At 68.6% G+C, this 25,874-nt stretch carries 13 protein-coding genes; 5 read left to right on the plus strand and 8 right to left on the minus strand.

Annotated features, from left to right (window positions below; all coding sequences use genetic code 11):
- Nucleotides 1–72: 72 nt before the first annotated feature.
- The 3 genes from amrA to KF833_18935 all read right to left on the minus strand — a co-directional run bounded on the left by amrA (nt 73) and on the right by KF833_18935 (nt 3,385).
- A complete protein-coding gene (gene amrA, locus KF833_18925) occupies nt 73–642 on the minus strand; it encodes an AmmeMemoRadiSam system protein A (protein MBX3747389.1) in 570 nt (189 codons plus the stop codon).
- Between the two features lie 13 nt (nt 643–655).
- Entirely contained in the window at nt 656–1,912 is a 1,257-nt protein-coding gene (locus KF833_18930; protein ID MBX3747390.1) for an FAD-dependent monooxygenase, read from the minus strand.
- A gap of 96 nt (nt 1,913–2,008) precedes the next feature.
- A complete protein-coding gene (locus tag KF833_18935) occupies nt 2,009–3,385 on the minus strand; it encodes a Gfo/Idh/MocA family oxidoreductase (protein MBX3747391.1) in 1,377 nt (458 codons plus the stop codon).
- 435 nt (nt 3,386–3,820) lie between these two features.
- Between KF833_18935 and KF833_18940 the strand changes: the two genes are divergently transcribed.
- Together KF833_18940 and KF833_18945 are read left to right on the plus strand one after the other, a co-directional pair.
- Complete coding sequence (locus KF833_18940) at nt 3,821–6,853, plus strand: dehydrogenase (GenBank protein ID MBX3747392.1); 3,033 nt, start codon at nt 3,821–3,823, stop codon at nt 6,851–6,853.
- A gap of 73 nt (nt 6,854–6,926) precedes the next feature.
- Nucleotides 6,927–12,161, plus strand: coding sequence for a ThuA domain-containing protein (locus KF833_18945; protein ID MBX3747393.1), 5,235 nt, complete (start codon nt 6,927–6,929; stop codon nt 12,159–12,161).
- Between the two features lie 468 nt (nt 12,162–12,629).
- Here the strand turns inward: KF833_18945 and KF833_18950 are convergent, their stop codons facing one another.
- A complete protein-coding gene (locus tag KF833_18950) occupies nt 12,630–16,388 on the minus strand; it encodes a VCBS repeat-containing protein (GenBank protein MBX3747394.1) in 3,759 nt (1,252 codons plus the stop codon).
- 399 nt (nt 16,389–16,787) lie between these two features.
- Between KF833_18950 and KF833_18955 the strand changes: the two genes are divergently transcribed.
- Genes KF833_18955 through KF833_18965 form a run of 3 tightly spaced genes read left to right on the plus strand, consistent with a single transcriptional unit; the run spans nt 16,788 to nt 20,291 of the window.
- The gene (locus tag KF833_18955; GenBank protein ID MBX3747395.1) at nt 16,788–18,038 is read left to right on the plus strand and encodes a Gfo/Idh/MocA family oxidoreductase; all 1,251 of its coding nucleotides are present in this window, start codon (nt 16,788–16,790) and stop codon (nt 18,036–18,038) included.
- A 4-nt stretch (nt 18,039–18,042) separates the two neighbouring features.
- Nucleotides 18,043–19,299 carry a mandelate racemase gene (locus KF833_18960; protein ID MBX3747396.1) on the plus strand — a complete coding sequence of 419 codons (1,257 nt, stop codon included), beginning with the start codon at nt 18,043–18,045 and terminating at the stop codon, nt 19,297–19,299.
- Complete coding sequence (locus KF833_18965; GenBank protein MBX3747397.1) at nt 19,296–20,291, plus strand: PmoA family protein; 996 nt, start codon at nt 19,296–19,298, stop codon at nt 20,289–20,291. The genes KF833_18960 and KF833_18965 overlap by 4 nt, the downstream gene beginning before the upstream one ends.
- 40 nt (nt 20,292–20,331) lie before the next feature.
- On the opposite strand, the gene KF833_18970 is transcribed toward KF833_18965, so the two are convergent.
- The 4 genes from KF833_18970 to KF833_18985 form a co-directional block, all read right to left on the minus strand.
- On the minus strand, nt 20,332–20,610 hold the full coding sequence (locus KF833_18970) for a hypothetical protein (protein ID MBX3747398.1): 279 nt from the start codon (nt 20,608–20,610) through the stop codon (nt 20,332–20,334).
- Nucleotides 20,611–20,718: 108 nt separating this feature from the next.
- Nucleotides 20,719–24,096, minus strand: a complete 3,378-nt coding sequence (locus KF833_18975; protein MBX3747399.1) for a hypothetical protein — start codon at nt 24,094–24,096, stop codon at nt 20,719–20,721.
- A gap of 362 nt (nt 24,097–24,458) precedes the next feature.
- A complete protein-coding gene (locus KF833_18980) occupies nt 24,459–25,577 on the minus strand; it encodes a glycosyltransferase family 4 protein (GenBank protein ID MBX3747400.1) in 1,119 nt (372 codons plus the stop codon).
- 110 nt (nt 25,578–25,687) lie between these two features.
- On the minus strand, nt 25,688–25,874 hold a 187-nt coding region (locus KF833_18985; protein ID MBX3747401.1), incomplete at its 5' end, for a hypothetical protein.

A 25,874-nucleotide genomic window follows, 5' to 3' on the forward strand; every position in this document is an offset into this window, starting at 1 on the left:
GGAACGCCGGGCCCACTCCGACCCTTTCCCAATCCGCGGCCGGAGGCGCACGCGATCCGAACGCGGCGGCGGCTATTCGGAGAATTTCTGGACGGTGAACCGCTGGATACGGGCGGGTTCCATGGCGCCGATGCCCCCTTTGCGACGGGCGATGGCGAGCTGGCGGTCCACCGTGTCGATGCCCTCGACGTCCGGCAGCAGGGCGCCGCGGCGTCCGTCCTCGGTGGACACCACGATGCCGAAGCGATGGGGATCGAGGATGGCGAGGTCGGACACGGGTTCGAGGGGTTGAAGGACGCTGACTTCGAACCGGAGATCGGGCATTTCGGCGAGGGTGACCGGGCTGAAGCGCGAGTCCGAGAAGGCGGCCTCCCGGGCCAGGCGCCAGGTTTCCTCGACGACATCCGGGCACCGGGCGCGAAGGGTGCCAATGCAACCGCGAAGGTTCCCATCGCGGGTGCGAATGGTCACGAAGACGGGCTGGGGATTGAGGAGCGAAGGCGCCATCGCCGAGGGGTCGGGACGGGGCGGCTGGGTGGGGCATCCGGTGAGGGCCGCGGCGACGGCGGTGCGGGCGACGTGGGTGAGAATACGCCCCGCCTCCCGGTCGCGGCTGTTGGGCGGTCGCGGAGGTAAGATCATCCGTGGGGGGGTGTCAGAGGGCGGCGAGTCCGAGTTGGGCGGCAAGGAGGCCGAGTTCGGGCCCTGACCCCGGCAGGCAGGGAAGCAGGCGGGCACGGTTCTCGGAGGTCCATGCCGGCGCTCCGGGGCGGGGGGTGAGACCGCTGCTGGCGCCGAGGAGAAAGCTCCATTCGGTGCGGCGTTCCTGCTGATACGACTCGAGCAGACTGGGGCTGGCGGCGTGGAGGAGGATGCGGGACAGGGCATCGGCAAGGCTCACCGCCTCGCGGAAGCCGATGTTGATGCCCTGAACGCCGACCGGGCCGGTCTGCCGGGCGGCATCGCCGGCGAGCCAGACACGGTCACGACCGAACTGGCGGGCGAGCTGGGGGGTGAAGACGACGTGGGCAACCCAGTCGATTTCCTGAACGCCGGCATCGTACCAGGGAGCGCGCCGGCGGATCCGATCGGTCCAAAGCCGGCGGAGCGGGCGTTCATGGGCATGATCGAGCCGGGCGAACAACTCGGCGCATTGGGGGTCGGACTCCGACTCGTTGGGTTCCCGCTGAAGGGTCCAGCGTCCCAGGCCGCCCGGAAGAGGCCAGAAGGCGTCGGTCGTTTGGGGGCTCCAGGCGACGCGGAACTCGGTGCCGGGGTCGGCGGCCGGGGTGAACTCGATGACATCGAAGGCCGCCGGGGGGCCGAGGACGTCCGTGGGGATGCCCAGGCATTGACGGACGTGGGAGTGGGCGCCATCGGCGCCGACGAGGTACTGGGCTCGGACGTCGAGGGAGTTCTCGACCATTTCCTCGGAGCGGGCGAAGGGATAGCCGACGGAGGTGACGCCGAGCTTCTCGACGCCGGCCGTGACGGCATTGTCGCCCGACTGGCAACGATCGAGCCGATGCCCCCACCGGATCTGGACACCGGCGGCCTGGAGGGCGTCGGCGAGGATCGCTTCGAGGCGATGCTGCGGCAGGACGAGGAGGTAGGGGAAGGCGGAGGGGATGGCTTCCCATCGCAGCTCCGCACGGCGGTGATGGCTTTCGTAGAAGGCGGCGACATCGACCCGGGCTCCCTGTTCCAGGGCGGCATGGTGAAGTCCAAGGCGGCTCAGGACTTCCATGGAGGACGGGTGCAGGGCACAGGCGTAGCTTTCGGCCGCGAAACGCCAGGCCCGGTCGATGATCTCGACCTGCACGCCGGCGCGTGCGAGTTCGAGTGCGGTGAGGAGGCCGACGGGCCCCGCCCCCACCACCAGGACATCCGTTGTTGGAGAGAGGGTAGCCATGGGGGGAGCGTCATGCCGGCTCCCCCGGGGTGCAACCGTTCGGTGGCGAACGGGCTGCCGAACAGGCGGGCGCTAAGGCGGGCGCTAAGGCGGGCGCTAGACGGTCACCGTCTGGCCGGGGACGGCGATGGGATAGAAGCCGTCGGCGTCGGGGTTGACGGGGGCTGGGGCATCCCAGGCATAGGTCTGGGGCATGACATCGATCTGGGAGTTGAAGGCGGCGTCCCAGGCAATTTCGCGGCCGGAATAGGTCGCCATGCGGCCGAGGACGGAGAGCATGGAGCTGTAGGCGCCGTAGAAGGCCTCATTGAACGGCAGATCGTTGCGGATGGCGTTGAAGAGATGATCGTGCTCCCGCTGGTAGGGATCGAAGCCTTCACGGACTTCACGGGGGGCGCGCCACGGGGTTTCGCCGGCGATGACACCGGCTCCGACGTTGCAGGAACCCTTGGTGCCGACGACGTGTTCCGAGACGCTGCTCCAGCAGCCGCGGATGTGGCGGCACTCGCTGAACATGGTGGAGCCATCCGGGTAATCGAACTGGACGGCGTGGTGATCGAAGATCTCGCCGTGTTCCCTGCCGTTGCGGACCTGTCGGCCGCCCATCCCGCGCGCGCGGACCGGATGGACGATCGGGGTGGCGCCGGTGGGATCGTAGGGGCGGCCCTGTTTGACCCACTGGATGACGTCGAGGTTGTGGATGTGCTGCTCGCAGATGTGATCGCCGGAAAGCCAGACGAAGTAGTACCAGTTGTACATCTGGTATTCCATTTCGGTGGGCGGGCGGCCGAGACGGCGGGCGAGGTCGGCGCGGGAGCGGACCCAGACGCCTCCATCGTTCCAAAAGGCGCGCATGGAAACGATGTCGCCGATGGCGCCCTCATGGAGGCGCTTGACGGTCTCGGTGTAGATCGGCTGGTGATGGCGTTGAAGCCCGACGCCCACCTTGAGGTTCTTGCGGTTGGCCTCCTGGGCGGCGGCGATGACCTTGCGGACGCCGGGGGCATCGACGGCCACCGGCTTCTCCATGAACACGTGCTTGCCCTGGCGGACGGCCTCTTCGAAGTGGATGGGGCGGAAGCCGGGCGGGGTGGCGAGGATGACGACATCGGCGAGGGCGATGGCCTGCTTGTAGGCGTCGAAGCCGACGAAGCGGTGATCCTCGGGGACATCGACCTTGTCCTTGTGCCGGTTCGCAAGGTGGTTGTAGGTGCCGTCCAGTCGGTCGCGGAAGGCGTCAGCCAGGGCGACGAGCCGGGTGCTTCCGGTGGTCTGGAGGGCCTGGTCGGCGGCGCCCCCACCGCGACCGCCGCAACCGACGAGGGCGACCTTGACGGTGTCGCCGGGCGAAGCGCCGAGGGCAAAGCGTTCGGTGGCGAGTTGGGCGAGGGCCACTGCACCGACAGCCGTGGTGGAGTTCCTGAGGAAGCTGCGGCGGCTGACCGGAGAGCGGGGAGCGGAGGATGGCGTCATGGCAACGTTGACTATGGATGGCTGCCTTCCCTGAAGCCCGCCGACGGGCGGCCCAAGGGAGGATGCGTTGCGGTTAGACAATCAAGTCGCGGCCGGCGTGTCCACGATTTCGTCGGGAAGCGGAGGCGTCCCCGCGTTTAATGCGATCAGATCGTCCCCGGCGGCCCAATGGGATTGTCGATCGATGGGGGTACCGGGCGGTAACGCGGGATCAACAATTATGTGCCTGACTTGCTGAATGATCGTGGCGTCAACAACAACAACCAGGTGCCTGACCATTTGTCTTGGCGTGGATCTGGGGCGATCCGGGAAGGATGGGCCCCAGGGAGAGGACGACGCTTCGAACAGATTCCGGGGATTGGGATTGGGGTCGGGGTTGGGCGCTTGGCAAGGGCGTGGGGTGTCGGGTAATTCCCGGTGGTGCAATCCCCATACATGAAGCGCCTCTGGCTCGGGGCGTGGGCCATTCTGGCAGCTCTGACGGCGAAGGCCGAGGACCCGTTGCCGCACGTGGAACGGCTGACCACCAGTCCGGTGCTGCGGCATCTCCGACCCAATCCGGTTCCGCGTGCGACGGGGGCGGTCGGGGAGGAGACCCTGCGGCAGATGTACGTCGCCGACGGATTCCGGGTGGAGCTGATCGCGGCGGAACCGGCGGTGCGGCAGCCGGTCGCGTTCACCTTCGACGAGCGGGGCCGGATCTGGGTGGCGGAGGCGCACAGCTACCCGAGCCGACGTCCCGAGGGGGAGGGCCTCGACCGGCTGGTGATCCTCGAGGACACGAACGGCGACGGGCGGTTCGACACGCGAAAGGTCTTCATCGAGGGGTTGAACCTGGTGAGCGGGTTCGAGCTGGGGTTTGGCGGGGTCTGGGTGGGGGCGGCGCCGTATCTTCTCTTTGTGGCGGACCGCAACGGGGACGATGTGCCGGACGGGCCGCCCGAGGTGCTGCTGGAAGGGTTCGGGTTCCAGGACACGCACGAGTGCCTGAACAATTTCCACTGGGGACCGGACGGCTGGCTCTACGGAATCCAGGGGGTGTTCAACTACGCGCGGATCGGGAAACCCGGGGCGGCGGATGAGGACCGGACGGAGCTGCGGGCGGGGGTGTGGCGGTACCATCCGGTGCGGCACGAATTCGAGGTGTTCGCCCATGGGGGGAGCAATCCGTGGGGGCTGGATCATGACGAGCGGGGGCAGCTCTTCATGACCCATTGCCGGAGCTACTGGGGGCGGGGCGGGACGACCCACGTGATCCAGGGCGGGCAGTTCTGGAACCAGGCCAACGCGAACTACGCGCCCTTCATCGTGGCCAATCCGCCGTCGGACTTCCTGCACTACCGCAACTATCTGCTGGCCTCGGCCCGGTACGACCATGGCGCGGGCGGGGCGGGGGCGCCGGGGAGCGACGCGATCTACGGAGGGCATTCGCACGTGGGGACGATGATCTACCTGGGGGACAACTGGCCCGACGAGTACCGGGGCCGGCTGTTCACCCACAACCTGCACGGCCACCAGATCAACCAGCAGGTGAACCGCCGGTGGGGCTCCGGGTTCGATACTGTCCATGCCGGCCGGGACCACTTCTTCTGCACCGATCCGAAATACATCGCGATCGACCTCAAGTACGGACCGGACGGCGCGGTGTACATCATCGACTGGTACGACCAGCAGCATTGTCACAATCCCAACGACGAACGGTGGGAACGCGGTGACGGGCGGGTGTACCGGCTGCAGCACGAGGCGACCTTCCGTCCGCGCCAGGTGAACCTCGCGAACCACACCGACGCGGCGCTGGTCGGGCTCCTCGGTCATCGCAACGAATGGTACGTCCGCACGGCGCGGCGGCTGTTGCACGAGCGGGCGACCCGGCGGGCGCTGGCACCGGATGCCATGGCGGCGCTGGCGGGGTTGTTCGACCGGCACACGGACCCGGTGATGCGGTTGCGCGCGCTGTGGACCGCCCATGCCGTGGGCTCGCTGACCCCGACCGTGGCGGCTCGTGCGCTGGGGGACCCTGACGAGACCGTGCGGGCGTGGGCGATCCAGCTTGCGGCTGAGCGCGGCACGGTCCCGCCCGAAATCGGGGCCGCCCTGGTGCGCCTGGCGCAGTCCGACGCGTCGCCGGTGGTCCGGCTGTATCTCGCCTCGGCGGCGCAGCGGTTGCCGGACGCGCTGGCGTGGCCGGTGTTCGAGGCGCTGGCGGGTCATGGGGCCGACCTCGAGGACCGGAACATTCCCAAACTGGTCTGGCACGGCCTGGCGCCGCGGGTCGCCGGGAATGTGGATCGGGCGTTGCGGCTGGCTTCGACCACCCTGTGGCCGCCGCTGGCGGACTGGATCCACTGGTACCTCGGCACCCTGGACGGCGCACCGCTCGACCTGGCGGTGCGCGAAGTGTCGAAGACCGAGGGAGACACCCTGCGCCGGCGGATGGCGGGGTTGTGGCTCGCGCTCGAACCGCAGGCGAACCTGCCGATGCCCGGGGCGTGGCGCGAACTGGCGCCCCGGCTTCTGGGCCATGACGATGTCCGGATCCGCCAGACGGCCGAACGGGTGGCCGCGTCGTTCGGGGACACCTCGATGATGCCCCGGTTGCGGGGCGTTCTGGCCGACCGGAATGCGGAGCGGCCGGCCCGGCAGCACGCCTTCGCGGTGTTGTCGCGGGCCAACGACCCGGCTTCGCTGCCGGTGCTGCTCGGGTTGCTCGATGACGCGGCCTTCCGGGGACCGGCCCTCAATCTGCTGGCCCGGTACGACTCGATGGAGGTGCCGGCGGCATTGCTGCGGCGTCTCGACGCCTTCAGCGCGGCGGAGCGATCGGTGGCATTCCTGACCCTGACGCGCCGGGCATCGTTCGCGGGGGCGCTGCTGGACGCGGTGGCGGACGGCCGGGTGCCGCGGGAGCAGTTGACGGCCTTTCATGTGCGGCAGATGGCCGACCTGCGGAATGCGGACATCGATGAGCGGGTGGCGGCGACGTGGGGGCGCATCCAGCCCAACGCGGCGGAGAAGCAGGAACTGATCGACCGGCTGGAAGGCCTGTACAACGAGGCGCCGTTGTGGGCCTACGACACGAGGGCGGGGCGCGAGCTCTATGTGAGATTGTGCGCGTCCTGCCATGTGCTCGGGCGCGACGGCGTGCGGATCGGGCCTGAACTGACAGGCGCCGGGCGCAACGGGATCCGGTATTACCTCGAGAACATCATCGACCCGAACGCGGTGGTGGGATCGGACTTCCAGCTCACCACCATCGAGACCCGCGGCGGGGATGTGGTGTCGGGATTGAAACTGCACGAGACCGCCAGCGCGGTGACCTTGCGGACGACCACGGATGAGCAGGTCATTGCGAAAAGCGACATCCTCGAGGAGAGCACCAGCGAGATGTCGCTGATGCCTGAAGGGTTGATCGAGGCGCTGGAGGAACGGGAGCAGATCGAGCTGCTGAAGTACCTGATGCACCACTGAACGTCGCCCACATGGACTTGCAGTTCCGGGCGATTTGGGTCGTCATCCGCGGAGTCTCTCGACACCACCAGCCATGCCACTTGCCATTCGACTTCTCTGTGTCGTCGCCTTTGCGGCGGCGAGTTTGAGCGCCCCGGCGGCCGACCCGTTGCGGGTGTTCATCCGCGGCGGGATCAAGACGCACGGACCGAACCAGCACGATCATCCGCGGTTCCTTGGGGAATGGACGCGGCTGCTGGGGGAACGCGGGCTCCGGGTGGACGGCGCGATGACGTTTCCGACGGCCGGACAGTTGGAGCAGACCGATGTGCTGGTGATCTACGCGTCGGACGGCATGAAGATCGTCGGCGAGGAGCGGACGCGGTTCGAGGCGTTTCTGAGGCGGGGCGGCGGGGTGCTGGCGATCCACAGCGGCGTGGTGAGCGGCGACGAGCATGCGTGGTGCAAGGAGGTGATCGGCGGGGCCTGGCGCTGGGATCTGCCGCCGGAACGGCGGACGAAGTGGCTGGAGGGGGACGTGGGGATCTACTGGGTGGACACCGGGCATCCGATCTCGCGGGGGCTCTCGAACTTCGACTGGAAGGACGAGATTTACTACGACATGGACCTGGCTCCGGACATCGGGGTGCTGGCGACCAGCTTCCACACGGTGCACATCATCGCACCGCAGATCTGGACCTACGAGAAGACGTGGACGGGCGGAACCCGGCCCTACCGGGCGTTGGTGAGCCTGCCGGGGCACGAGTACGACGTGTTCGAGACGCCCCAGTACCGGACCGTGCTGCTGCGGGGGCTGGCCTGGCTGGGGCGGCAGGCCGACATCGACCGGTATTGTCTGCCCGAGGAACTGGCCTCGTTGCGGTACCCGCCGGGGGGCCCGCTGCCGGCGAAGGATTCGATGAAGACCTTTTCCGTCCATCCGGAGTTCACGGTGAGCCTGGCCGCGGATGAGAACGTGGCGCAGAAGATCATGTCGCTGGACTGGGATCCGCAGGGGCGGCTGTGGGTGGTGGAGACGCCGGAGTACCCGGGGGGGCGGGACATTCATGCGAACGACGAGCGGATCAGCCCGTGGCGTGCGCGGGAGCCGGACCGGTTTCCCGTGGGACAGAAGGAGCCGCGGCCCGGCCGCGACCGTGTGTCGATGCTGGAGGACACCAACGGGGACGGGGTGATGGACAAGCAGACGGTGTTTGCGGACGGGTTGGAACTGCCGACCTCGCTGGTCTTCTACAAGGACGGCGTGATCGTGACGCAGGCGCCGGACATCCTGTGGATCCGGGATACCAACGGGGACGGCAAGGCGGACCGGACGGAGGTGCTGTTCACGGGCTGGGGGACCTTCGACACCCATGCGGTGATGAGCAACCTGCGGTGGGGTCACGACGGATGGATCTACGGCTCGGTGGGATACAGCGCCGGGGAACCGCGGTCGGCGGACGGGTCGCGGCGGTTCGGACGGATCACCGCGGGGATCTTCCGGTTCCGGCCGGACGGTTCGGCGCTGGAGCAGGTGGCGGCGGGTTCGTGCAACACCTGGGGATGCGAGATTGCACCGGACGGCGAGATCTTCTTCAGCACGGCGACGTGCGGGGAACCGATCCTGCACGTGGTGCTGCCCGAGCGGGTGCTGAGCCGGGCGGGCGTGCCGCGGGTGCGGGCGGCCCGGCCGATCATCGAGGAGAACAAGGTGTTTCCGCCGCGGCAGGAGACGCGGCAGCCGTATGTGCAGATCGACTGGGTCGGGGCCTGGACCTCGGCATCCGGGGCATGTGTGTATGATGGGGGAGCGTGGCCGGGACACTGGCAGGGTCCGTCATGGTCGTTCTTCATCAGCGAGCCGACGGTGTGGCTGTTCCACCACGAATTCCTGGATCCGGTCGGGGTTTCGTACCGGGGCCGGCGGGAGGCCTCGCGGCGCGACACGCATTTTCTGACCAGCACGGATTACTGGTTCAAGCCGATCCACAGCCGGGTGGGGCCGGACGGGGCGATGTACCTGGTGGACTTCTACAATCAGATCGCGGTGCACAACGACACGCGCGGGCCGGCCCACGGGGCGCGCAACGCGGCGACGCGACCGGACCGGGACCATGAGTTCACGCGGCTGTACCGGATCCAGCACAAGGAGGCGCTGACGCTGCCGCCCTTCCGGCTGGACCCGAGGGAACCGGCGGCGCTGGTGTCGATGCTGGACCATCCGAACGGGTGGGTGCGGGTGTCGGCCAACCGGCTGTTGAGCGAGGGCGCCGGGCGCCGGGTGCTGGCGGGGTTGGAGGCCAAGGCCGCCGGGGCGCAGACGGGTTACGGGCGGATGCATGCGCTCTGGGTGCTGCACAATCTCGATGCGCTGGATCCGGAACTGTTGCTGACGTCCGCCGGGGACATGGATCCGCTGATCCGGCGGACCGCGATGCGGATTGCGGGGGAACGGGACTTCTCGGACGAGGACGTGCCGCTGGACCTGGCGGAGGCGCGGTTGAACGACTCGGATCCCCGAACCCGGCTGGCGGCGCTGGTGGCAGGGGCGAATCTCACGCCGACGCGTCCGCTGGCGGACCTGGTGGTCAAGGCCTGGCCAACCTTGCGCGATCCGCACCTGGAGACGGCGGCGATGGCCATGGCGGCGGCGGATCCGATGCTCTACATCGAGGCGGCGTTTGCAGCGGCCGAACCGTCTTCGGTGGCCGGGATGGTGCCGCATCTGGCGCGGCAGATCGCCCAGCGGAACCGGGCCTCGGATGCCCGCGCGCTGGTCCTGTTGCTGGCCCGGCAACCGGCGGCGACGGCGTCGTTGCAGGCGGCGGCGCTGGAATCGCTGGCGGCGAATCTGAGGGCCGACGTGAAGCCGACGGCGGACGAGCGTTTGGGGAACGCGCTTCGGGGATTGCTGGGTTCCGAGGTGACCGCTCCGGCGGTGCTGCCGTTCATCGCCCGGTGGGATTTTGCGCGGCAGGTCGGCGACGCGACTCGTGCGGCGGTGGTCCGGGCCGAGGCGCGCCTGGCGGACCGGTCGTTGTCGGACGACGAGCGGGGCCAGATGGCGGTCAACCTGCTCGGGGTGCGGAGTCTGGATCCGACGATTGTGCCGGCGGTGGCGGCGCTGGTGGGAGGACAGGAGAGCGCGCGGTTGCAGCGGCGGGTGATCGATGCCCTGGGCGGCACGGGGGATGCGGTTGCCGGACGGGCCCTGCTAGAGGCGATGCCGCGGCTGGAGTTCGATCTGCGCGAGGCGGCGTTCGGGCAGTTGGTGCAGCGGGTGGACTGGTCCGGGATGGTGGTGGAGGCGATGGCCGACGGGCGCGTGGCGCCGGTGCTGCTCGGGCCGTCGAACCTGCACCGGCTGCGGACCCATGCGGACCGGCAGGTGGCGGCACGGGCGCGCTCGGTCCTGGACGAACTGCGGGGGCCCGAACAGAAGGAGAAGGAGGCGCTGATCGCGCGGTTGCTGCCGGAGGTGATCAAGCCGGGCAACGCCGCGCGCGGGGCGGAGGTACATGTGCAGAACTGCGCGCCGTGCCATGAGTACAAGGGAATTGGCGCCAACTTCGCCCCGAGCCTCACCGGAATGGGTGCGCATGGCCGCGAGGAGTTGCTGGTGCACATCCTCGATCCGAACCGGGTGGTGGAACCGAACTACATGTCGGTGAGCATCGAGACGAAGGACGACCTGACGTACGACGGCATCGTGTTGCGCGAGAACAACGCGGTGGTGGTGATCCGCAACCAGACGGCGGAGACGGAGATCCGGAAGGACAACATCGCCTCCCGTCACGACACCGGGCGGTCGCTGATGCCGGAGGGTTACGAGGAACTCGGCGTCGAGGCGCTGCGGGACCTGCTGACCTATCTGACCGAGGACGACCAGCGGTACCGGATTCTGGATCTGACCGAGGCGTTCACGGCCAACACCTCGCGAGGCATCTACAATTCCCTCCAGTCGCGGGACGAGTCGCTTCGATTCCGAAGGTGGGGGGCCCTGCGGCACCGGGACGTGCCGTTCGACATCGTCAGCCCGCAGCGGAGTCCGACCGGCAACAATGTGATCGTGTTGCAGGGCGGCGGCGGCATGTCGCGGAGCTATCCGCGCGAGGTGGAGATCCGGGTCGGGTTGCCGGTGGCGAAGCTCCATTTCCTCGGCGGCGTGGCAGGCTGGGGTTATCCGCTGGGCGAAGAAAACAAGCCGGTGGTGCGCGTCGTGGTCCACTTTGCCGGGGGCGCGACGGAAGAGTTCGTGCTGCGGAACGGAGTCGAGTTCGCCGACTACATCCGTCGCGTCGATGTGCCGGGTTCGGAGGCGCTGGAGAACCTGGATCAACTGCTGATGCAGGGGCGGCAACTGCGTTACTTCGCCAGGACGCTGTCGCGTCCCGGGCGGGTCGAGCGCATCACGCTGGCCAGCTACAACAACGAGGTGGCGCCCACCTTCGTCGCGCTGACGGTCGAGTTGCAGGAGGGAACCGGGTCCGGGCATGCCGCTGCGCCCGCACCGGCAACGACGGAGCCGGGTCCGGAGCCGGCCTCCTCGCCGGTGGCCGTGGCTGAGACGCGGCCGGCACCGGCCCGTGAGGGACGGGTGCGCCCGGCCTTCCGGTGGGGTGCCGGGCTGAACACGCTGCTGGTCGGGGGTGGCGCGGCGCACGACTACACCCGCTGGTTCAATCTGGTGGACGTCTCGATGCTGAACGCCGCGGGCGGCATTTCGGCGGGATATGTCGAACCGCAGGATCTGAGCGCGGGCCTGGTGCGCGAGACGGATGTTCTGGTCATCAGCGCCAACAAGCCATTTCCTGACGCCCGGGTGCGTCAGGCCATCTTCGACCATGTCGAGGCGGGCAAGGGCCTGGTGCTGGTGCATGCGGGGGTCTGGTACAACTGGCCCGACTGGCCCGAGTTCAACCGGGTGCTGGCCGGCGGGGGTTCCCGCGGACATGACCGCCTTGGGGAGTTCGAGGTGATCCTGACCGGCGGGGCCCATCCGCTGCTGGAGGGGGTGCCGGACCGGTTCCGCATCGTGGACGAGCTTTACTGGTTCGAACCCGATGCGGAAGGGACGCCCATCAAGGTGCTGGCCACCGCCTTCTCCGAGCAGAAGCAGAAGGCCTATCCGCAGGTGTTCGTGGTGGAGCACGAAAAGGCCAGGATCGTCGGACTGACCCTCGGTCATGACGGCCGGGCCCACAGTCACGAGGCCTACCGGACCCTGCTGGTCAACTCGGTGCGCTGGGTCGCCCAGACGGAGCCGGTCCACAGCGAATCGGTCCGCGCGACCTCTGCCGAGGTGGCGGAGACGGAGACGGAGGACTGATCGGGAAATCGCTCGGCGGATAGCCAGTCAGGATCATCGCAGAGACCACGGATCACGCACGGGCGGGTCCGTGGTCTTTTGCGTTCCGCGCATCCCGGATTTGTGGGGGGAGTGCAAACCTCGCGAAGCGTCGCCTCGGAGGGCCGAGTTCCACGAGGCCGCAAGGGTGTGGAGCGCTGGGTTGTGGACTCGCGGAGCTCGTCCCTCCGATTGGCTCCCTCCTCACCCACAACTTCGGGATGCACTGATCGGGGCGCTGAGGCATGCGAGGTACTCGCCGAACTCGGTCGTACTTTGAAAATGCGCACCTCGCGGCTCGGGCACGCAGAGTGGTGAGCCCTGCCCGCGGTTCGCGACCAGGCCGGGCGTGCGGACAGGGCTGTCCGCGCTCCGCAGGAAATTCGATGCCAACAAGGGGAGGAGTCGGGAGCCCGATTCGCCATTCGCCATTCGCCATTCGCGACATCCTCAACGCAGAGGTCGAATGTGGCCGTCGTGGGTGAGCATCACGCCCGGGAGATCGGCGGGGACGGGGTACTCCAGGGGTGTGCGACTCCCGGGCCAGAAGACATGCAGCCGGGTGGCGCCCGGGGGGCGGGCAAGGACATGGGTCAGGCTCGAGTGGCTGAGCCAGCCGGAGCCCGCATGGACTTCGCGCATGGGGACGGGGCCCGGGGCGTCGCTCCATCGATAGCGCGCGCCGATGCCGGCGGGATTGGCGGGCGGTCCCGCGAGGCGAAGGCGCAGGCCGGGCACGGCCCCAACGTTGCGATAGACATGCGTCTCAGCGCTGTTTTGTCCGACCGCCAGGTCCACCCGACCGTCGCCATCGAAATCCGCGGCCGCCGCTCCGCGCTGTTCGCCCGGCAATCGAACCCCGCTGTGGTGGGCGGGCACGGGCTGGAAGCGACCCGTGCCGTCGCCGGCCAGCCAGAGGCCGAGTCCGCCGTCGTAGCGCGGCAGGTGCGGGCGCACGGCGAAGAAGTTCTGGGCAAGGAACAAGTCCTCGTGCCCGTCGCCATTGGCATCGGCCACGACGATGCCGAAGACCGGGGCCAGTTGGGCGGGAAGCGGGAGTGGATGGGCCTCGAAGCGGTCGCCGCGATTGAGGAAGACGGTGGACTCGAGCCAGCGCGCCTCGACGAAGGCGGTGCGGGCGAGGGCCTGACCCAGGAGGGCGGGCAGGGTGGCTTCGCCAAAAGCGCGATGGGTCGGGAAGGCCCTGGGCAGACCGGGGAGAGCGCCTTCGAGGGCGGCTCGCTGCCGCAGCGGCACATACTCGCCGGGCCCCGGATGCCAGTACGCCTCGATGAGGTCATGGACCCCGTTGCGATTGAAGTCGCCATGGTACACGCGGAGCGGCGCGGGAACGTCGGAACCGGGGCGGTGCCTGCCGAACTGGTAGGGCGTATTGCGACCCCAGTTGCCGGCGACGAGATCCATGCGGCCGTCGTTGTCGAAGTCGCCGGCCGCGACGGCGGTCCACCCGCCGGTGTGGTCGGCCAGGCCAAGGTCGGCGGTGATCTCGGTGAAGCCGGTGGCATTTCGGCGGAAGACGCGAAGGGGCCCCCATTCGCAGGCGAGCACCAGTTCCGCGACGCCATCGCCGTCGAGGTCGGTGAACACCGCCCCGGTGACCAGCCCGACGTTCTCGAGGACACGGCTGCGAACGGGATCGGGGATGAAACGACCGTTGTCGTGGCGGAGGAATCGGGACGAGGCCGCGGCCGGCCAGCGACCGGGCAACACCCGTCCGCCCACGAAGAGGTCGGGCTGGCCATCCCCGTCGATGTCTCCGACGGCCAGCGGGCCGACACTCGAGGCATCGGCGGAAGCGAGTTCGTCGAGGGCGGGGCGGGCGGGATCCCAGGCCACGACCGCGGCGCCGAGTGCGGCGCCATCCTCGTAGTGGGACAGTGCCGCCAGGAGAAGCGGGGCACCGGAAGCGCGGGGCCAGGGCACCAGGCCGGTCACGTCGCGCGCCATGGGGGTGCGCCATGCCGGGCTGTCCCAGGGGATGAAGCCGTCCGGACCCGCATTGCGAAAGACGCCGGGCGTGCCGCCGCGACCGGCGCCGATCACCAGGTCATCGGCACCATCGCCGTCGAGGTCGATCCAGGCGATACCCGGGCCCGGTTGACTCAGTGCGTGGGGGAGGAGCGGCTGACGGGCCAGGTCGTCGAAGGGGGCGTCGGCATGATGGTGGTCGAGGCGCACCCTTTCGAAGCGGATGGGCGGAAATGGGGCGTCAGGTTCGGGATCCACGGCCCGGGCGGGTGCCGCGGTGGACGAACTTCCAGGTGCGGATGTGGGCTGGTGCAGTTCGACCAGGCTGTTGGCGGGGAGGCCGGTCCATTCCGAACGGGTGCCGTCGGGCCAGCGGACGCGCACCGTGAGGCGGTCGGCGGTGCCGGCGGCGAAGGTGCGGACCGGATCGTCGCTGGAGAGATAGCGACCGCCGGCGATCATTTCCTGGGACTGGCGAACGGGACCGCCAAGGACCTCGATGCGGGAACCGATGGCGCGGGTGTTGGGCGGGGTGCCGCGCAGGCGCACGGCGAGGCGTGGGGCCGGAGTGCGGTTGCGGTAGAGGGCGACGGGTTCGTTGAGGTTGCCGACCACGACGTCGAGCGCGCCGTCGTTGTCGAGATCGGCGAGGATCAGTCCGTGGGACACCGCGGCGAGGTCGAAGCCCCATTCCTTGCTGGCATCGACGAAGGTCAGGTCGCCCCGGTTGCGGAAGGCGAGATTGGGCGTGGCCAGGCGGGGGAAGGCGCGCCGGCTGGCGAACACCTCGGTGGGGGTGGGGCGACGCCCGGCGCGGCCGGCGCGGATTTGTTCGACAGCGTCGAGGTCGCGACCGGCCCGTTCCATGCCGTTGACGACGAGCAGATCCTCCCAGCCGTCGAGATCGACATCGAGGAAGACACAGCCCCACGCCCATTCGGTCGCCTCGAGCCCGCTGAGCTGGGCGATCTCGGTCCAGGTCCCGTCGCCGCGCCCGAGGAAGAGCGTGTTCTGTTCGATCTGCGGACGATCGGTGTAGAGCCCGGGGGTGGGCCGGTGGGGAAACGTTTCGTGGACCCAGCGCATGCGCAGTCCGTGATCGCGGCTGCGCATGTCCAGGACGAGGAAGTCGTCGATCCCGTCGCGATCGAGATCCGCGAAGTCCACCGCCATGGAGGAGAGACTGGTCCGGCGCAGGGCCAGCGGTGGGGCGAGACGGAAACGTCCGTCGCCCTGATTGAGCCAGAGGCGGTCCGGGGACTGAAAATCGTTGCAGACGTAGAGGTCCGGGCGTCCGTCGCCGGTGAGGTCACGGAACATGGCGGCGAGGCCCCAATCCAGTGGGGGCGCCGTGAGGGAATTGCCGTTCTCGTCGAGGAAATGGCCTTCGGTCCATGGGATCGCGACGAACCGGGTACCGCCCACATTGCGGTAGAGGACATCGGGTTCGCCGTTTTCCTCGATGCCTCCGGCGGCATTGACGACGAAGCGATTGCGGAACTCGGGATCGGTGGCCGGCCGTCCATCGACGGTGTCCACGACGGTGCGCGGCCCCTCGCGGCGGAAGGTCATCCGGGTGTTGGGCATGTCCATCAGGGCGCGGGTCCGGTAGTTGACCAGATAGAGATCCAGGAAGCCGTCGCCATCGAAGTCGGCGACGGCGATGGACATGGCGCCGCGGCCGGGATTGAGGACGAGAGGGGAGCGGGTGAAGCGGCCCTGGCCATCGTTGAACAGGAGGTGGGTTCCCTGACCGAGCGTGTTCACGATCAGGTCGAGGGCTCCGTTGCCGCTGAGATCGGCGAGGGCGATGCCGGTGCATTGAAGTTCCGGCAGGTCGATTCCCGCCGCCTGGCCGATCTCCTCGAAACGCCAGCCCCCGAGGTTCCGGTAGAGGGCATTGGGATTGTCGAAACCCGCGAAGACCAGGTCGGTCAGCCCGTCGCCATCCACGTCTCCGGCGGCGATACCCGAACCATTCAGAAACACCTGGTTGGTGAGGTGTCGGGATTCGGCGATGCGGTTGGCGAAGTCGATCCCGGTGGCCGACGGTTCGAGGCGGACGAAACCGGGCGAGCCCTGTTCAGGGACGGCCAGGGGCGCGATCCGGTAATCGTTGTGGGCGATCCAGGACGGTGCGGCGGCCGGGACAGCCAGCGATGTCGCGGCGAAGGCCAGCGCGGCGAGCGCGGACTGTTGGGCGGGGCTCGGTAGGGGCACGGGGTGCGTCCGAGGGTGGGGAAGCGATTCCGGGTGGCAAGGAATCTCCGTGGAAGCGCACGTTTGTTGGCGTGGCCAAGTCGCGGATAGGAACGGGGGACAACGTCATCCTTGGGTCCGGCTACCCGTTCCTTTCGAAGGGGAGGGAAGGCATCGATTTCGATTTCGATTTCGACACCGATGCGGGCTGACGCTGGAGCCGGGGGGATGGGGACTGTCCCATTCGCCCCACGACCCTTGGCGGGATGAGGGCTTCGGTGCTGAATCCGGTTCAGCTTGTTCCTGCGGGGACGAGGCTGGCACCGTATCGCGCAAGATTTCCAACCTCAGCGGATGCCACGATTGCGCGTGCGGACGGCAGCCCCGCGGCAGGCATCATGGCCTACAATGAAATCCGAGGTGATTCCCACGAAATCGGGCCCGGCGCTGACGCGACGGGCGTTTCTGGCGGGCGGCACGGCGACGGCGCTGGCGACCGCCGGCTGGATGGCGGCAGTTCCCCGCGGGGCGCGTGCGGCGGCATCGCCCAACGAGACGATCGGCGTCGGGCTGATCGGGTGCGGCGATCGCGGGCGTGCGTTGATGGCGGAACTTCTGACGGTGGGCGGCCGGCATAACGTGCGGATGGCCGCGGTCTGCGATGTCTGGCGTCCGAACCTCGATCGGGCGGCGGGGGAAATGGCCCGGCGTCAGGACGCCTCCCCGGCGCGAACCACCCGGTTTCGCGAGTTGCTGGCCCGAACGGATGTCGATGCGGTCATCATCGCCACGCCGGACTTCAGTCACGGGGCGGTGCTGGTGGCCGCGCTCGAGGCGGGGAAGGACGTGTACATCGAGAAGCCGATGACCCTCGATCTGGTGTCGGCCAACCGGGCGGTGGATCTCGCGCTGACCCGGGAGCGGATCGTGCAGGTCGGCACCCAGCGGCGAAGCGAGGGGCGGTTCCGGGCGGCGGCGCGCTGGGTGGAGGAGGGGGCGATGGGACGGATCAGCCGGGTGACGGCGGAGATCAATTTCAATCATGCGCGCTGGTTGCGGCCGATCGAGGATTGCGTGGAGGCGGATGTGGATTGGGAAGCGTACCTCCTGGGGTTGCCGGGCCGCCCGTTCGATCCGGCGCTGCTGCGGCGCTGGCAGTTGTTCCGGGAGACCTCGAACGGGATTCCCGGGTTGTGGATGACCCACTACGCCGATGCCGTGCACATGCTGACCGGGGCGACGTATCCCTCGGCGGCGGTGGCCCTCGGGGGCATCCATGTGTGGAGGGATGGGCGTGAGCATGCGGACACCTTCCGGGCGGCGCTGGAGTATCCGGAGGGGTTCCTGTTCACCTGGGGCATGGGCCTCGGCAACGCCCACGGCGTCCAGTTCACGATTCACGGGCTCCGGGCCACGCTCGACGTGGAATCGTGGCGGGTCATTCCCGAACGCGGCGTGGCGGACGCCCCCGAAGCGCGGACCCTCGCGGGCGAACCCGGGCGCGGGCATGTGGAGGATTGGGTGGCCTGCCTGCGGTCGCGCGGGCCCACCCGGGCGCCGATCGGGACGGGACACCAGCACGTGGTGGCGACGGTGATGGCCGCGCAAGCCCTGGAGACGGGGCGACGTCAGCGTTATGACACGTCACGACGGACCATCTTCGAGGGCTGATGCCATGGCACGAACGACAGCGTCGGGTGCGATGGACGGCGGCATGTCACGCCGGCGGTTCCTGGCGGGTATGGCAGGCGGGGCGGCCGGTCTGGCCTGGGCCGCGTCGTCGGGAGGAGCGCCGGTGAAGGGATTGCGCATCGCACGGATCGAGACCTTCCCGCTGGTTTATCCCATGCGGGGACACTTCAAGTTCTTCGAGGCGGCGGGCGGACGACCGGCCGGGCGTCCGGCGGTCCTGGTGAAGATCACGGCGGACGACGGCACGGTGGGCTGGGGCCAGAGTGTGCCCATCCCGAGGTGGAGTTACGAGACGCTGGAAAGCGTGGTGACCACTGTCGACCGGTACCTGGCGCCCGAGTTGTCGGGACTGGATCCCTTCGACAGCGAGGCGGTGGAGGCGGCGATGAACCGGGCCATTGCCCCGTCGTTCTCGACCGGGCAGCCCATTGCCAAGGCGGGCGTGGACCTGGCGCTGTTCGACCTGACGGGGCGACGGCTGGGTCAGGACGCCACGGCGCGCTGGAAGCGGCGCGGACGGGACCGCCTCACCCTGAGCTGGACCCTGAATCCACGGACGCTCGACGAGGTGGAGGGACTGGTGGCGGAGGGACAGGCGCAGGGATACCGCCATTTCAACGTCAAGGTGGCACCCGACCCGGCGTTCGATGTCGAGCTGTGCCGCCTGGTGAAGCGGTTGGTTCCGGACGGATTCCTGTGGGCGGATGCCAATGGCGGGTACGACGAGGCAACGGCCCTGGCCGTGGCGCCGCGCCTGGCCCGGCTCGGGGTGCCCGTGCTGGAACAGCCGCTGCCGCCGAACCGCATCCACGGCTATCGAAGGCTCAAGCGCCAGGGGGCCATCCCGATCATCATGGACGAGGGGATCGTGTCCCATGTCGAGCTGCGCGAGTTCATCCGGCTGCGCATGCTGGACGGCGTCGCCATGAAACCCGCCCGGTGCGGCGGCATCGTCGAGGCGCGGCGCCAGATCGAGATGGTCCTGGATGCAGGGATGATGTTTCTGGGCAGCGGGCTGACCGATCCGGATGTTTCCCTCGCCGCGTCGCTGGCGCTGTACGGGGCCTACGACCTGAAGTATCCCGCCGCCCTGAATGGTCCCCAGTTCCTCGGGCACAAATCCGTGCTGCGCGCTCCGTTCGAGGTGCGCGGGGGTGAACTCGAGGTGCCTCGCGGCCCGGGCCTGGGGGTCGAGGTCGATGAGGCGCGGATTCCCGAACTCATGGTTGTCGCGTTATGAAAAAATGGTTGTCGCGAACTGCCCGCGGCGGGGCCGTCGGCCGTGCGACGGTATGGGGCGGTCTCCTTGCTCTCGGACTCGGCGTGACCCGCTCGGCGACGGCGGATGACGCGCCCGACGCGGCGCGGGACGGCTTCCGTTGGGAGGAGTCCTCCCCGACCTCGCTCGGACTGTGGGAAGGGCAACACCCGGTGCTGGTGTACAACCACGGGGTGATCCGCGACCCGCGCGCCCCGGCGGACAGGGCCCGCAGTTCCTACATCCATCCGTTGTACGGGCTGGATGGCGAGGTCCTGACCGATGACTTCCCCGAGGACCACTGGCATCACCGCGGCGTATTCTGGGCGTGGCCCCATGTCGAAGTGGATGGGCGTCCCCACGACCTGTGGATGCTGCGCGGCATCCGGCACGAGTTTGAGCGGTGGGGCGTGCGGGAGGCCGGCCGCGATCGCGCGGTCCTCGAGGTGCACAATGCCTGGAAGACCGCCCGCAGGAAGGTCCTCTCCGAGACCGTGCGGATCGTGGCCCATCCGGCTCGACCGGACGGGCGCTGGGTGGATCTCGAGTTCACCTGGGCGCCCGAGGGGGAACCGCTGCGGTTGGTGGGTGCCGAGGACAAGAGTTACGGGGGGTTGACCCTCCGGGTGGCTCCCGGGACGGACACGGTCATCACGACCCCTCTCGGTTCGGATCCGCGGGATCTCTACATGACGCCGTTGCCATGGGCGGATCTGTCACGGCGTCTGGACGCCACCGGTCGGGTCTCCGGGGTGGCGATCCTGATTGCGCCGGATCATCCGGATTTCCCGCCCACCTGGCTGACGCGTCACTACGGTGTGTTGTGCCTGGGGTGGCCGGGGGTGGAGGGAAGAACCCTCACGGCGGACGAACCCGTTCGGGTGCGGTACCGGCTCTGGGTCCATCGGGGAGGGGCGACGGTCGGGCAACTCGCCGAACAGCACCGCCTCTACGCGCACCCCGACCCGCAGTGAGTCGGGGTGAGTTCCTGCGGAGACAGAATCAGCGCTTGTTTCAGCGCTTGTTGCGGGCCGCCTGGGCACGCCGTCCGCGGGCCGAGACGTGACCTCGGATCCGGCTGGTCAGGCCCGTCTTGTCGATGCGCTGCGCGGTGACCTTGGGCGCGACCTTCTTCGCCTTGGTGGCAATGGTCCGGGACTTCACAGCCGCCTTCCTGGGTTTGGCGGCGGCCGTTTCGGGAATGGCGACGGCCTTCTTTGGTGAGGGGACCGCCTTGACGGCCTTGGGCGCGGCAACCTTGCGGGCGGAAACTGCCTTGGGTTTGGGAGGCATGGGGAACCCTGCGCCCCGGACACACGCCATGCCAAGCGTTCTTTGCCGACACAAAAAAGACCGGGCCGAAGCCCGGTCTTGTGCAGGGATGTCAGGTGCTCCGACGGTTCAGCGGACGGCGCGGAAGAACCGCAGCGATCCGGTCGGGGCGACCGGGTAGGGCCCGTTGACGGGCGCGTCGGGGACGGCGGTGTAGGGACCGGAGACGGATTCCGCCGATTGAAGCGTGCCCGAGTAGGTGATCACCACGCTGCCGTCCGCGGTGCCGATGCCGAGGGTCGGGACATCGACCACGGTGGCCTCGCGGAAGGCGCGGAGGGCCTGGGCCGAGGCGGTGTCGTTGATGAGGACCCGGGTGCCATCGGGGCTCACGGAGAACCACTCGACGCTCGCGCCGCCGCCGCCCTCCATCCAGACGAGGCGGAGTGGGTAAAGTCCGGCCTGGGCGGCCTGGAACCCAAACAGGGTGTCCGAGGCACCGCGACCGGCATTGAAGGAGCCGAGGACCACGCCCGGATCGGCGGCGATGCGGACGCGGGCGCCGGCGGTACGGAGCCGGGCCCCGTCGGCCTGGCCGATCATGAGGACGGGAATCGCAATCGTGTTGGGGTCACCGCCCAGGACGATGGGATAATCCGACCGGTTCTGGGCGATCAGGACGCCGACCGCGCCTGCGTTGGCGGCATTGCGCACCTTCTCGAGGAACGTGCAGGTGCCGCGGTCCATGAGGACGATCCGGCCGGCGACCGCAGCAGCGTTGGAGAGGGCGGTTCCACAGCCCTCCTCGGGGATCGCGCTGTCACTGTTGCCAAGACCGACCACGACGTCCGCCTCGATCGGCGTGAGGGGGATCGGGGCAAAGATCCCGCCGCCCTGGTTGTCGCCGCGGACACTGGGCACGGCGGCGATGGTGCCCGCAATGCCCGTCGGAGCGAGGGCCTGGACGGGGAGTGCGGGGGCGGCATGCCCGGCGCTGACCCGGAATCCGTCGTCACTGTTGACGCCCATCAGGTAGAACCCGGGGGCGGGCAGTTCCACGAAGGTGAGGATCTCGGACACGATGTTGTCGGTCGGGGCCGAGCCGTTGCCGGGGATGCCAGGGATCAACCGGTTCGGGTTGAAATTGCCGGCCGTTTCCGGGGTGCCGTCGTCGCCCGGTTGGGCGTAGTTGATGGTGGTCGCTTCATGGAACACGCCGCCGGTGAAGCCGGTGAGGTCGGCCACATTGGCGCCGGCGCGACCGGCGAGGACGGCCTCGGCCCAGGTCAGTTCGGTGGCCATGCGCGCTGCGGGATCGAGGGCGTCGCCGGGAACGTCGAGCTGAAAGGTCCGGACCCCGAAGCCGGGGTTGGTTCCGGAGCCGGGGGAGCCGGCGCCGTCCGTCGGGAGCACGGTGTAGGCAATCACCACGAACGACCAGGACTCGGTGATGGCCGGGGCGCCGGAGGGCGTGTAGGTGAGATCGAGTCGGTTGGTGGATCCGCTCGCGAGGATCGACGGCAGCACGCCCGAGACCGTGAGCTGGCCGGCGGTCGTCTGCGATTCGGTGGTGAGGGGCGTCCCGTTGAGGCTGAGCTGCGCGCTGCCGGCGGCGATGGCGTCGGCGTTCTGAAGGACGACCTGCACCGTCGGTTGAGCGTGTGCCTGGGTGGCGTCGCGGGCGGGCAGGATGCTGGCGACGTAGGGCGGCGTGGCCGTGCGCGTGCGGTAGGTCCTGAGCGCGCGTGCGTCGCTGGTGTCGCCCACCAGACTGTGGGAACCGTCGCTGTGGATGCTGGTCCATTCGAGGCCGGCGCCGCCGCCGCCGTTCTGCCAGACGAGCCGCATCGGGTAGATTCCTGCTTCCTCGACCCACACATGGAAGGTGGTGCCGTCATCGACACCGCGTCCGCCATCGAACTGGCCGAGCCGGGTGGCGAAGACATCGCGGGCGTCGCGGCCGGTCTGGAGCCGGAAGCCGTCGTCGCTGGCCACGTTCATCGTGTAGGCGCCCGCCGTCGGGAACTCGACGAAGGTCAGGATCTCGAGCGCGGAATTGTCCTCGGAGAAGAGCTGGGATCCGTCCGCGGCGTAGCCGGGGATGCCAAGGCTGTCGAAGCCGAAGTCGTAGTCGAACCGTCCCGCCCCGCCGGAGGCGTTGCGGAAGTCGAGGGGATCCTGCCAGGTGATGAAGCCCTGGGCGTCCGGCGTGATGCCGTAGGCGGCGAGGTCCACCAGGTTGGGTCCCTGCTGACCGGCGAGCTGCAGTTCGGTCCAGGCCAGGGTGTTGGGATTGGCGGCTGCGACCTGGTGGGGGCGGATGCGGAACCCGGTCTGCGCGGTGTTCACATCCGTGGCGCGATAGGCGGCGGCGACCAGGCCGTAGGTCGGGGCGTTGAAGCTCCGGCTCTCGGTGAATTCGTTGCCGGTGCCGTCGCGGAAGCTGATCTGCACGGCGTGGGGCGCGCCGGAATTGAACCGCTGCCCGGCGGGCAGGGTGTAGGCCACCGTGGTCGTTTCTCCGACGCGGGTGTTGACCGTGGAGACCGCCGCGCCGTCAAGCGTGACGGCGATCGAGTCCGCCGCCACCACGCTGCCCGGGGCATCATCGATCTGGACGGAGAATCCGGTGATGGAAGGGGTCAGTCCGCTGACCGTGGCGGTGGTGGCCGCGATGGTGCTGATGACGATGTTGTCGAGGTGATGGTTCTGATTGTTGCCGCCGGTGCGGCCGGCGAAGACGATCCGGCCGCGGCTGGGCAGGAAGGTCGTCTGGAAGGCGTCGAGGAGGGTGGCGCCCTTCCACTTCACGGTGAGCTGGCCGGCCTCGTTGAGGTCGATCTCGAGGGGCTGCCAGCAGAGGGTTGACAGGTCGAACGGATCGTCGGCGTTGACAAAGCCGGTCTGAAGGCTGGTCGGATCGTCGCAGGCGCCGTTCCGGGTGGGCAGGGGTTCGCGGTGGACGGTGACGTTGTCCACGCGGACAATGATGCCTTCGATGTCATCCCCGTCCGGCAGTTGATTGCCGGACCAGGTGTCGAAGCCGACGGCAATGCCGGTGACGGTGCCGGCTTCGGGCAGCCCGGCAGCGAAGTCGGCGCTCACCGGGATGTCGCCGTTGAGGACCTTCTGGACCACCGGATCCGATTCGCGCGCGTAGTTGACGCTGAATCCGTCGGCGGGACGGAACTCGGGGGCGTTCGAGGAATTGCCGATGCGCAGATCGACCTTGAAGTTGAAGCCCTTGACGATCAGCCCGGAATCGAAGTCGTCGAAGACGATGATGCCGGTCTGGCTGTTGAAGTTGTCGGTGATCGACAGGTAGCCGCCCGAGGCCGGATTGCCGTTGTCGCTGTACCACAACGCATCGCCGTACAGGTTCAGGACCCCGGACGGATCCGAGTTGAAGTCAAAGGTCAGGTTGGAGGCGCCCTGTGCGGAGAGGGCGGCCAGTGCCAGGGTTGCGAGGCCGGTCCGCAACCCCCGGCGTCCTCGGTTCGTTTTCATCATCATGTCTTGGTCAGGTCCGAGTTTCATTCACGACAGTGCGACACGGCGAAAGCCACCGTCCGGACGCCCTTCCCGACAGGACACCCTTCGCACGACGAACCGGAACGCGAGGCCCGGTCTCGAAGAGAACGAAGGGCGCCGGCGGGACGTCGCTCGGCGCCCGGTTGGAAGGCGTATCTTATGCGACAACCAGCCGTTCCGGGCAAGGGAATCGAGCAGATTACCTTATTGAATCACATCTGTCAGTCATTCTTGATCACAATTGTGCTATTTGTCGGATTTGACGGACATCTCCAGCCACCAGCGGGTCCGTTCCGGGGAGGGGCGTCCGGAAGCGCGAGAGAGGGCGGCAGGGCCGCCTAGGCGTGGCCGCTGTTCCAGAGCTGTTCGTACACGGCGCGGAGGGCTTCGGCTTCGAGGACGAGGTCGAAATGCGTCGCCACGTGCTTCAGGGCCTGGCGTCCGTGAAGGCCGGCCAGCGCTGGATCCGCCAGGTAGGGCCGGATCGCCTCGCGCAGAGCCTTGGCATCTCCGGGCGGGACAACCGCGCCGGTGGCCCCGGGAACGATCTGGTCGGCGTAGGCCCCGGCGTCGCTGGCCACCACCGGAACCCCCGAGGCCATCGCCTCGAGCGGGGTCAGTCCGAATCCCTCATTCCGGGACGGCGCGACATAGAGGGAAAGCCGGCGGTACCAGGAGGCGACTTCAGGGACTTCGCCGAGAAACCGGATGCGATCCGTCAGACCGGCCCCGGCAATCCGGTTGACCAGGCTGTCCGCAAAGGGGCGGTGTTCGGAAGTGACCCGGCCGGTAAGGATGGCGGTCCAGTCGGGGTGCTGCGGCAGCAGATCGAGCATCGCCTCGACGAAGAGATCGGTGCCCTTCTGAGGCCGGATGCGACCGAAGCACCCGATCAGAAAACGACCGGGCAGACCGGCCGCGGCAGGATCGAAGCCGGGGACCTCCGGGGGGTGAAACCGCCGGAGATCGACTCCGTGGCGGATGACGGTATGGGGAACCTGGAGGAAGCTGCCGGACCGGGGGTTGGTGGCGATGACGGCGTCCATGCGCCGGATCATCCAGCGGGTGAAGCGCCGGTGATGCCGCTGGGCGGCGGAGGTGAAGACGAGGCGGAGGGGGGCGCGGAGGAGGTGGCAGAGTCCGATGCCGGCGAGCATCTCGATGTTGCGTCTCGCATGCCAGATGCGGAAAGGACGCGAGGGCGGGCGCCGCCAAAGGGCCGGCAGTTGCCACCAGCGAAGGCGGGGGAAGGACGGTGGCAGGCCGGGCCCCAGGGTGGCCACGCCGAGTTGCCGGGCCTGGAGCGGGACAAGTTGGAGCAGCGTGCTGGTGACGCCCGAAAGGCGGCGCTTGAAGTGAGGGGCCACCACCTCGACCCGGGCCGGATCGGGCGGGGCGGCTTGATCGGGCGCGGCAGGGACCGGACGGTTTGGGGAAGGTAAGGCACCGGAACTCATGTCGGACGACTTCTAGCGTCCACAGCGGGGGCGGGAACGTCCAGTGGCCAGCAGCCCGCCCGGACCCTTCAAATAGCCTGAAACTGCGTGCATATGCACGCCGTTTCAGGCTATTTGAGGGAGTGGACGTGCATCCCGGAGGTGTGGAGAGCGGTGCGACCTTCGCCAAGCATCGCCTCGGAGGGCCGGGTTCCACGAGGCCGCAGGGGAGTGGTGCCATGGATGGAGGACTCGCGGAGCTCGTCCCTCCGACAGCCCGAACCGCCCACGTTGCGACGCACAGCCCCGCCGAAGGCC

Source organism: Verrucomicrobiia bacterium (assembly GCA_019634625.1).
In the GTDB taxonomy this organism is placed as follows: domain Bacteria; phylum Verrucomicrobiota; class Verrucomicrobiia; order Limisphaerales; family CAIMTB01; genus CAIMTB01.